Genomic DNA, 9,904 nt, shown 5'->3' with positions numbered 1-9,904 from the left:
CTGCCCTTGGGTCGAGCGGATCGCCTGACAGAGGTTGGTCTTGGGATGCAGGCAATAGTCGCATTCGCGGCATTCAGGCGTATAGAGCGGAATGACGTGATCACCCACCTCGAGGCTCGTCACCCCCTCGCCGACCTCGATGACCACACCAGCCCCCTCATGGCCCAGAATGGCCGGGAAGATCCCCTCCGGGTCATCGCCCGAGCGGGTGAACTCGTCGGTATGACACAGCCCCGTCGCCTTGATCTCCACCAGAACCTCACCCGCCTTCGGGCCGTCAAGCTCAACCTCCATGATCTCCAACGGTTTCCCGGCCTCAACGGCCACGGCAGCACGTGTGCGCATGCAACTTCCTCTTTTATTTCGGCCACGCCATTCCCGTCTCGGGAATCACGATGCGGCGATTTGTCCACACGAGTATGCGGGCGGGCTACCGTTCCAAACAATTCATACCTTGGTGGGTATTGGGTTCGCTGGACAGCACCCGCATGCTCGACCATAGTCGTAGTCAAGGGAGGCTCAGCCGATGTCAGGCCGCATGTCACGCTCGAAATCTCTGGGGATCGCCCTGTCGCTGATGCTTGCAGCGGGCAGCGGCCACGCCGCCGATTTCTCCGATCCGACATGGCCTTGCATCCAGCGCAAGGTGCCCACGCTCTCGGTCGGGCTGATGTGGACACATCCCCTGCCTGATGCGCCCGAGACAGACCCGGACCTGAAACGCGACATCGACCGCCTCGCCGCCAAACTGGCGCTGCGACGGCTCGAGGTCGAGGCGTTGCGCCCCGATATAGAAGAGTTCGCCGCCCGCCATGACGGCGCGCCCGACATCCTCGGCCACGTCTTCCAGCGGGTCTTCACCACCCTCTCGACCCGCCGCGCCCGGGTGATTTCTGGGATCGAGGAATTCTCGCTCAGCCAGATCGCGCTCAGCGAACGCATCGACACCGCCCGCGCCGAGATGACCCGCCTGACCGACGCGGAAGATCCCGATTACGACCGGATGGATGCGCTCGAGGAACAGCTTGACTGGGATCAGGTGATCTATACCGACCGCCAGAGCACGATCACCTATCTCTGCGAAACCCCGACGCTGATCGAAAAACGGCTCTATTCGATCGCGCAGATCCTGCAACAGCAGATCAAAGAGCCGGGCTGAGCGGCCCTATTCCCATTCCAGTTCCGTGTAGGCCACCGTGGCGTTGCGCGGATTATAGGCGTCAAACAACTGCCACGCCCCGGCCTCGCCCCGCGCCACCACCTCCACCGCCTCTGACAGACGCGCGCCTTGGTCGATAGCGGCACGGGTGTCGCGCTCCAGCGCCTTCAGATAGCGCGCCAGCGGATGCGCGCCCATGGGCCAGTCCAGCGACGGGCCGCCATGCCCGGGAATGACCCGTGCCACCGCCATCGCCTGCATGTCCTCCAGCACAGCGCGCCAGCCGCGCAGACTGCCATCCAGTGCGGGCGTATGCCGGTCAAACACCAGATCGCCCGAGAATAGCGTGCCACTCTCCCGGTCCAGCACGGTCAGGTCGTTGCCGGTATGCGCCACCGGCCAGGCCCGCAGATCGAGCACGCGGCCCCCCAGATCAATCTCGGCGCGCTCCGCCACCGGGTCCGTCACCCCGGGCACCCGCACCCCGACAAACTCCGCCTCGCCCACCAGCACGCGCAGGCTTTCTAGGTAATTGGCCTGCCGGTCCGCCAGCGCCCGCACAAGGCCCGCATGCCCCCAGACCCGCGCACCCATCTCCATGAAGACGCCGGAGCCAAACACGTGATCGGGGTGCATATGCGTCAGAATCACATCCGTGACAGGCAAGTCCGTGCGCGTCCGAATGGCCCGCCACAGCGCCTCGCCCATCCAGGGCGCACTGCCGGTGTCGATCACCGCCACACCTTCTTCACCGATGACAAACCCAAGATTGCTGACATCACCCCGGTTCGCCGCATCCGGTTCCGCCACCTGTCCCAGATGCGCAAAGACCCCCGGCGCGACCTCGGCCATTTCCAGCGCCTCACCCGCCGCCCGGCAGACCGGGCCCGAAACCTCCAGCCCCTCCGCTAACCCCGCCAGATCGGGCGGATTGTCCGCCAGCGCCGCGCGGCACCCGGCCGCGCGCGCCGCCGCATATCCGGGCAGCAGCCGCTCCCGGCACACCGGCTCGGCCCCCATCAGGCACAGGGTCAGGATCGCTTCGAACATCGCACCACCACTGCGTTTTGAACACGCCCAGCCTCATCCTACACAGGGCCGTGATCCACGCCAACTTTGGTATGACTTCGCGTCAGCGCGGTATTATGCTACAGTTCACGCGCACCCATGGGAGGAGGAAAGACCATGGCCGGAAGATTTGCCGGAAAAGTCCTGCCGCTCGCGGCGCTCGTCGCCTCACTGGCCTTCGCGGCGCAGGCCGGTGACCAGGTACAGAACCCGCTCACCGACAGCGAGATGTGGGACATGCTGCGCGAGGATGTGGTCGGCACCGCCCCGATCCATGACGGCAGCGACCTGCTGACGCTCGACGCCCCCTACCGCGCCCATGACGCGGCGACCGTGCCGATCCTGCTCAAACAGACCGACACCAGCGCCCGCATCCGCAAGGCGACCGTGGTGATCGACGAAAACCCCGCCCCGGTGGCTGCGGAACTCGGCTTTTCCGACGCGATGGCCCCGCTCGACTTTGAGCTGCGCGTGCGCGTCAACCAGTATTCCAACGTCCGCGTCATCGCCGAAACCGACGATGGCCTGCACATGACCGGGCGCTTCGTCAAGGCGTCGGGCGGCTGTTCGGCCCCCGCCAGCCGTGACCCCGAGGTGGCGCTTGCCGCGATGGGCAAGATGAAACTCAAGAGCTTCCTGCCCGCGACACAGATATCCACCCCGCGCCGCGAGGCGCAGATCATGGTGCGCCACCCGAACTATTCCGGACTGCAGCGCGACCAGATCACCCAATTGTTCATCCCCGCTCATTTCATCGACCACATGGAGGTCTGGCAGGGCGACGAATTGCTCTTCACCATGGATGGCGGCATCTCGATCTCGGAAAACCCGGTGTTCCGCTTCTCCTACAACGACAACGGATCGACCGACCTGCGCGTGATGGCCACCGATACCGAGGGCAACCGCTTCGAGCGGGTGCTGCCCAAGGGGGCCGATAGCTGATCCGGCACCCCTGCAGGTGCGACCAAGACGAGCAGACGCGCCGAAACACCGGCGCGCCTCTTGCTCTTTGTCGCGTCAGGCGGCATATCGGGGGCAACCGCAACGCAGTGCAAGGGGACCGGCCCGATGACCACCTTCGACGATCGCGAAAGCGCATTCGAGAACAAGTTTGCCCATGACGAGGAAATGGCCTTTCGCGCCGTGGCCCGCCGCAACAAGCTTCTGGGCCTCTGGGCCGCCGAGCTTATGGGCAAGACCGGCGACGACGCCGACGCCTATGCCCGCGAGGTCGTGAAGGCCGATTTCGAAGAGGCCGGCCACGAGGACGTGGTGCGCAAGGTCGCAGGCGACCTCGGCGACATCGCCGATGCCGACACGATCCGCGCCAAGATGGACGAGCTGCTCAAGATCGCCAAGGGCCAGCTGGTCAAGGAAACCTGACCCCGGCACGTTTTTTCACGACGGCGCGCCGCACTCCGGCGCGTCGTTTTTGCGTGGCGCGCGCCAAGATCAAACGCGCCTCACTATTTACATGAGAAATATGAGTTTGCGCAGCACCGCATCCGGTGCCAAACCTGCGCGGTCATAAACGCGGGATATCACGATGACCAACGCCCTCACCAAACTCCTGGCCTCGCGCGACTGGATCCTCGCCGACGGGGCCACGGGAACCAACCTGTTCAACATGGGGCTCGAATCCGGCGACGCGCCGGAGATGTGGAACGATGAACATCCCGACCGGATCGAATTGCTTTACAAACAGGCGGTGGATGCGGGCAGCGACCTCTTTCTCACCAATTCCTTCGGCGGCAACGCGGCGCGGCTCAAACTGCACGGCGCACAGAAACGCGCCCGCGAATTGTCGCGCATCTCCGCCGAGATCGGCCGCAGCGTGGCCGACCGTTATGACCGCCCGGTGATCGTGGCAGGCTCGGTCGGCCCGACCGGCGAGATCATGGCCCCGATGGGCGCGCTCACCCACGAACTCGCCGTCGAGATATTCCACGAACAGGCCGAGGGCCTCAAGGAAGGCGGGGCCGACGTCCTCTGGCTCGAAACGATCTCCGCGCAGGAAGAATACAAGGCCGCCGCCGAGGCCTTCAAACTCGCCGATATGCCGTGGTGCGGCACGATGAGTTTCGACACGGCGGGCCGCACGATGATGGGCCTGACCTCCGCCGACATGGCGACGATGGTCGAAAAACTGGGCAACCCGCCGCTGGCCTTCGGGGCCAATTGCGGCGTCGGGGCCTCCGACCTCCTGCGCACCGTGCTGGGCTTTGTCGCCCAAGGCTCCGAACGCCCGATCATCGCCAAGGGCAACGCCGGCATCCCCAAATATCACGACGGCCACATCCACTATGACGGCACGCCCGAGTTGATGGCGGAATATGCCGTTCTGGCGCGTGACGCAGGCGCCACGATCATCGGCGGCTGCTGCGGCACCATGCCCGAGCATCTGTCGAAAATGCGCGCCGCGCTGGAAGAGCAGCCCAAGGGCCCGCGCCCGACGCTCGACCAGATTACCGATGCGCTCGGCGCGTTCTCCTCGGCGGCCGACGGCACCGGCGACGACGTCCCCGCCCCCCGACGCACCCGCCGCAGACGGGCGTGAGGGGTCGAGCCGGCTAACGCACCTCCCGCGCGAAACGCACCGAAGGCCCCGCGCGCGCCCCCCCTCAAAACAACGCCATCTGATCCCCCCGCGCCAGCGGCACCTCGAAGAGATCGCAGCGCAGATCGCCCTGCCCCGCATCCAGCCCCATCCGCCGCGCCGCCAGATCGAACCGCCGCGCGATCATCCGGGCAAACACCCCCTCGCCGCGCATCCGCCGATGCCAGTCGGCGGAATAATCCTTGCCGCCATGCATCTCGCGCAGCCGGTTCATCACCCGCCCCGCGCGGTCCGGGAAATGCGCGGCCAGCCACTCCTGAAACAGCCCCGACACCTCGCGCGGCAGCCGCAGCATGATCCAGCTTGCGGCCCCGGCCCCGGCCTCGCGCGCGGCCTCCAGAATCGCCTCGATCTCGTGATCGCTCAGCCCCGGAATGACCGGCGACACCATCACCCGCACCGGCACCCCGGCGTCGCTCAGCCGCCGGATCACCGCCAGACGCCGCGCAGGCGACGGCGCGCGCGGCTCCAGCAGCCGCGCCAGCCGATCATCGAGCGTGGTGACAGACACCCCCACCTTCGCCAAACCCCGCGCCGCCATATCCGACAGGATATCCAGATCACGCTCAATCAGCGTGCCCTTGGTCACGACCGCCACCGGATGATTGAACCGCGACAGCACCTCAAGACAGCGTCGGGTGATCGCAAACTCCCGCTCCACCGGCTGATAGGGATCGGTATTGGTGCCGATGGCAATCGGTGCCACCCGGTAGCTGCGCGCGCGCAACTCCGCCTCCAGCCGCGCCGGGGCCTCGGGCCGGGCGATCAGCCGGGTCTCGAAATCCAGACCGGGCGACAGCCCCAGATAGGCATGGCTGGGCCGCGCGAAGCAATAGACACAGCCATGCTCACAGCCGCGATAGGGATTGACCGACCGGTCAAACGGCAGATCGGGCGAGCGGTTGTAGCTGATGATCCGGCGCGGCCGCTCCTCCGAGACCTGCGTGCGCAGCACCCGCGCCTCCTCCTCGCGGTCCCAGCCATCCGACTCGTACCGCACGCCATGCGCCTCGAACCGGCCCGCCGCATTGCTCGCGGCACCGCGCGCCCGCAGGCGCAGATCATGGGGCAGAGTCGCATCCTCGGTCATGCTCCAAAATATGGAACATAACGCGAACGCTTGCAACAATCCGATAATGATCATGCCGATAATTCAGTCACATCCCCCGCAAATCCCGGCTATAGGTCGGTTGCGGCGCGACCAGCGTCGCAATTCGGAAAGTGGCGATGCGACAAATTGACGAAAGCTGCGCCAGACTTAACAAAGATGCGCGCGCGCAGAGCAAGCAAGGATTCCCCCCATGTCTGACGAAGAAGACGACATCATCCTGTCGGAACTGGACGACGAAGAACTTGTCCAGCAGATGTTCGACGACCTCTATGACGGTCTCAAGGAAGAGATCGAGGAAGGCGTCAACATCCTTCTGGAGCGGGGCTGGCAGCCCTACCAGATCCTGACCGAGGCACTGGTCGGCGGCATGACCATCGTCGGCAAGGATTTCCGCGACGGTATCCTCTTCGTCCCCGAAGTGCTTCTGGCGGCCAACGCGATGAAGGGCGGCATGGCCATCCTCAAGCCGCTGCTCGCCGAAACCGGCGCGCCGCGCGTCGGCAAGATGGTGATCGGCACGGTGAAGGGCGACATCCACGACATCGGCAAGAACCTCGTGTCGATGATGATGGAGGGCGCGGGCTTCGAAGTGGTCGATCTCGGCATCAACAACCCGGTCGAGAACTATCTCGAGGCGCTGGAAACCGAAGAGCCCGACATCCTCGGCATGTCCGCCCTGCTGACCACGACGATGCCCTACATGAAGGTCGTGATCGACACGATGATTGAACAGGGCAAGCGCGATGACTACGTCGTTCTCGTCGGCGGCGCACCGCTGAACGAGGAATTCGGCCGCGCCATCGGTGCCGACGCCTATTGCCGCGATGCCGCCGTCGCGGTGGAAACCGCCAAGGAGTACATGGCGCGCAAGCACAACAAGCTGGCCGCCGGGTAAGCCCGGACCATCTGCCCTCATGCCTGAGGCGCGACGTGCTTGCCGATCCGCTCGGCAAGCACGTTTGCGTTTCAGGCGCAGATGCGATCAGCGCGCCGAAACCAGACGCATGACCGCCACCATGACGATGCCGTAAAGGACATGTCCAACCAGCGCGACCCAGGTGATGCCGCTGAAATTCAGAAAGAACGGCAGCCCGGCAATCGCCGTGATACCGCCGATCGCAAAGACCCAGAGGCCAAACCCGTAGACGGCGGACGGAATGAACCAGCCGGTCGATTGACCCAGGATGCGGGTCCAGACCGGGCGAAAGATGAACAGCCAGCCGACCGGATACCCGATCAGGCCGACAAGATAGAAATGCACGAAATAACCAGCGAAATCGCCATTGGGCAGGCCGAACGTCCCCAGCAGGCTTTTCGCCAGGCCATGCGGCGACAGGTTGGCAAAGCCGAGCGCGGGGCTCAGGATCTGGCCCCAAAGATCGAAGGCGGCGGTCGCGAAAAACCCGGCGACGAACATCAGACCAAGGGTCTGGGCAAATCCGGGGGCGAGTGCGGAGGTATGGTCGGTTGACGTGGTCATTCGGCTATGTCCTTGGTTGAGGCTAAACGGTGATCGTGACGCGCAGGTGTCGTCGCATCGCCGAATGCGCAATGAATGCTGCAAGCATGACACGAAAAGGTCAAAACACGTGACTGATAACGACCAGAGCATGCCCGCCACGGCCACGCTGACAACGCAGGGGCTCGCCCCCGCGGGGCACGGCTCCATCCTGCTCATCGCCTGCGGCGCGCTCGCCCGTGAGATTCTGGCACTGAAACGGCTCAACGGCTGGGACCACATGGACCTGCAATGCCTGCCCGCCAAGCTGCACCTCTACCCGGACCAGATCACCGCAGAGGTGGAAAAGGCGGTGGCCGAACACCGGGGCGCCTATGACCGCATCTTCGTGGTCTATGCCGATTGCGGCACCGGCGGGCAGCTACAGGCGAAATGCGCCGAGTTGGGCGTCGAGATGGTGGCCGGGCCGCATTGCTATTCCTTCTTCGAAGGCAATGAACGCTTCGCCACACATGAGGACGAGATCACCGCCTTCTACCTCACCGATTTTCTGGTCCGGCAATTCGACGCCTTCGTCTGGAAACCCATGGGCCTCGACAAGCATCCCGAACTGCGCGACATGATCTTCGGGCATTACACCAAGCTGGTCTACCAGGCCCAGACCGACGACCCGGCGCTCACCGCCCGCGCCCGCGACTGCGCGGCGCGCCTCGGCCTCGACTTCGAATATCGCTGGACCGGCTACGGCGATCTGGAAACGGTGCTCAAGGCTCAAGCGGCAGGGGCGTAGCCCGGAACGCCCTTGCAAGGGCGTTCAAAGCCGTTTGAAAACGCGAAGGAGCCGGACTTATTTATGCTGTACAGTATGCGGTTAGATGAAACTGGAACCGACGGATTATCCGACGTGACCATAGTCGGGGGCGCTGTAGCGACTGCGGATCAATGGGATAATCTGGAGCGAAAATGGGCAAAACTGATATCTATGTATGAATTGGAAGACTTTCAGTGGAAGGACTGGATCGGAAATAGGAAACCATTCTCTCGCTGGCCACCGGATAAAAAAAGGAAGTTTGCAAAACAGCAGGATGAAATAATCAAGAAGAACACAATGTTCCGCTGCGCTGTTAGCGTAAACAAAATGGCTCATGATGAAGTAAAAGAAAGAATGCGTGGTATTAAGGGGTTTTCTCCCGACTCCGACTATAGCCTCGGAATTCGCGCCCTGATGTTCCGGGCATGTGAAGATATCGCGCAAAATCTGGACCCAAATTGCCGTTTGTCTGTAATGGTTGAAGACGGTCCGTGGTCTTCAGGAGCTTACAAGGTTTATCAATCGGTTTCTAAGATGACTGGCAAATGGAAACCTGCGAAGCACGCGCACAGGCTGGCTGGCTTTGATGCTGTTCCAAAAGGCGAACGTCCTTCGATGAGCGTTGCAGATTATATCTGCGGTACATACCTTAGACTTCTGAATTCAGAGCGGCGATTAGTCCCTTCAAAATCAGGGCTTCTAATCGTTATGGATGCAGATCGCCTCTATAACTGGTACGATCGAATGATAGTCGAAAAACAGAGTCGGCGGCAGTTTGCTAGTTTTCGTCAGCAGCGTAACGCTGAGCAATAGATTCTATCACTTATTCAATACGCTCATTGTCCCATTTCAGTTTTAGTTTGCTAACGTTCATTAACGCTTTTCAAAGCGATTGCCCCGCTCACGGCAGGCGTGCCACCGCCTCGATCGTGCCGTGGCCCTCATATTGCAGCAGGATCGCGCTTGCCGCCGCATCTTTCGGCCGCTCAAAGCTCAGCTCAAGCGGCTCGACCGTGTCCCACCGCGCCAGCGTCTGCATCCCGGTCACGATATTGACATAGGTGATCGTCTTTCCCGCATTCTCGCCGCGCTCGATCTCCACCGTCTCTTCCGGCAGGTAGCGCACCAGATAGACCGCCAGCGGCATCGCGCGCGGGCTCGGCGTGCGCGCGGTCAGGTGGACCATCCCGTCCTCCTCGGCCAGGTCCACCGACAGATCGCCCCCCGACCGGGCCAGATGCTTGTCGATCAACTCGCTGACATCCTTGAACCGTGTGCCCACCGCGTGATCGGCCCCGTTGATGATCATCTGCGGCGTATAGACCATCTTGCGGTCGTTCGCCTTGGCATAGCCGCGCTGTCGGGCGGTGTGATCCGGGCTGGCGAACGTATCGGTCCAGCCGATATAATCCCAGTAATCGACATGCAGCGACAGCGCCAGAACATCGTCGCGTACCGCAAGTTGTTCAAGAAACGCATCGGCGGGCGGACAGGACGAACAGCCCTGCGAGGTGAACAACTCCACAACCACAGGGCGCTCATTCGCCAGGCCCGGAGCTGCGGCCAGCGCCAGAAAACCGGCCAGCACAGTGGTGAAAATCTGTCGCATCGCGTCTGTCACTCCAGCGGATCGTCTCGGTATCAGTGTATCCCTGATGTAGTCCGATCGCCCCATGATA

Annotated in this window: 12 protein-coding genes; 7 read left to right on the top strand and 5 right to left on the bottom strand. The window is 63.0% G+C overall.

Translation table 11 applies throughout. The features are described from left to right. A partial coding sequence (locus tag RID11_RS02220) for an alcohol dehydrogenase catalytic domain-containing protein (RefSeq protein ID WP_350135600.1) occupies positions 1-345 on the bottom strand: 345 nt, incomplete at its 3' end. Between the two features lie 193 nt (positions 346-538). Between RID11_RS02220 and RID11_RS02215 the strand changes: the two genes are divergently transcribed. Next, positions 539-1,159 (top strand): hypothetical protein, encoded by a 621-nt coding sequence (locus RID11_RS02215; protein ID WP_350135598.1) that lies wholly within the window; start codon positions 539-541, stop codon positions 1,157-1,159. A 6-nt stretch (positions 1,160-1,165) separates the two neighbouring features. Here RID11_RS02215 and RID11_RS02210 read toward each other — a convergent pair whose 3' ends face one another. Next, on the bottom strand, positions 1,166-2,209 hold the full coding sequence (locus tag RID11_RS02210; RefSeq protein WP_350135596.1) for a quinoprotein relay system zinc metallohydrolase 2: 1,044 nt from the start codon (positions 2,207-2,209) through the stop codon (positions 1,166-1,168). Between the two features lie 135 nt (positions 2,210-2,344). Between RID11_RS02210 and RID11_RS02205 the strand changes: the two genes are divergently transcribed. The 3 genes from RID11_RS02205 to bmt all read left to right on the top strand — a co-directional run bounded on the left by RID11_RS02205 (position 2,345) and on the right by bmt (position 4,784). After that, entirely contained in the window at positions 2,345-3,169 is an 825-nt protein-coding gene (locus RID11_RS02205; protein ID WP_350135594.1) for a quinoprotein dehydrogenase-associated SoxYZ-like carrier, read from the top strand. Between the two features lie 126 nt (positions 3,170-3,295). After that, the gene (locus tag RID11_RS02200; protein ID WP_350135592.1) at positions 3,296-3,610 is read left to right on the top strand and encodes a DUF1476 domain-containing protein; all 315 of its coding nucleotides are present in this window, start codon (positions 3,296-3,298) and stop codon (positions 3,608-3,610) included. A gap of 163 nt (positions 3,611-3,773) precedes the next feature. Beyond that, a complete protein-coding gene (bmt, locus tag RID11_RS02195; protein ID WP_350135590.1) occupies positions 3,774-4,784 on the top strand; it encodes a betaine--homocysteine S-methyltransferase in 1,011 nt (336 codons plus the stop codon). Positions 4,785-4,848: 64 nt separating this feature from the next. On the opposite strand, the gene RID11_RS02190 is transcribed toward bmt, so the two are convergent. Further along, complete coding sequence (locus RID11_RS02190; protein ID WP_350135588.1) at positions 4,849-5,934, bottom strand: PA0069 family radical SAM protein; 1,086 nt, start codon at positions 5,932-5,934, stop codon at positions 4,849-4,851. Between the two features lie 211 nt (positions 5,935-6,145). On the opposite strand from RID11_RS02190, the gene RID11_RS02185 reads away from it, so the two are divergent. Beyond that, positions 6,146-6,850, top strand: coding sequence for a cobalamin B12-binding domain-containing protein (locus RID11_RS02185; RefSeq protein ID WP_350135586.1), 705 nt, complete (start codon positions 6,146-6,148; stop codon positions 6,848-6,850). 87 nt (positions 6,851-6,937) lie between these two features. Here RID11_RS02185 and RID11_RS02180 read toward each other — a convergent pair whose 3' ends face one another. Continuing rightward, positions 6,938-7,435 carry a hypothetical protein gene (locus RID11_RS02180; protein WP_350135584.1) on the bottom strand — a complete coding sequence of 166 codons (498 nt, stop codon included), beginning with the start codon at positions 7,433-7,435 and terminating at the stop codon, positions 6,938-6,940. A gap of 130 nt (positions 7,436-7,565) precedes the next feature. Here RID11_RS02180 and RID11_RS02175 point away from each other — a divergent pair, with 130 nt between their 5' ends. Next, on the top strand, positions 7,566-8,204 hold the full coding sequence (locus tag RID11_RS02175; protein WP_350135612.1) for a DUF1638 domain-containing protein: 639 nt from the start codon (positions 7,566-7,568) through the stop codon (positions 8,202-8,204). A gap of 63 nt (positions 8,205-8,267) precedes the next feature. Then, positions 8,268-9,038, top strand: a complete 771-nt coding sequence (locus RID11_RS02170) for a hypothetical protein (RefSeq protein WP_350135582.1) — start codon at positions 8,268-8,270, stop codon at positions 9,036-9,038. An 88-nt stretch (positions 9,039-9,126) separates the two neighbouring features. Here the strand turns inward: RID11_RS02170 and RID11_RS02165 are convergent, their stop codons facing one another. Next, positions 9,127-9,834, bottom strand: a complete 708-nt coding sequence (locus RID11_RS02165; RefSeq protein ID WP_350135580.1) for a DUF1223 domain-containing protein — start codon at positions 9,832-9,834, stop codon at positions 9,127-9,129. Positions 9,835-9,904: the final 70 nt, after the last annotated feature.

This window comes from Roseovarius sp. (assembly GCF_040219995.1).
Lineage (GTDB): Bacteria > Pseudomonadota > Alphaproteobacteria > Rhodobacterales > Rhodobacteraceae > Roseovarius.
Note: the sequence above shows the minus strand (reverse complement) of the source record. Positions and strands in the feature narration are given on the sequence as shown.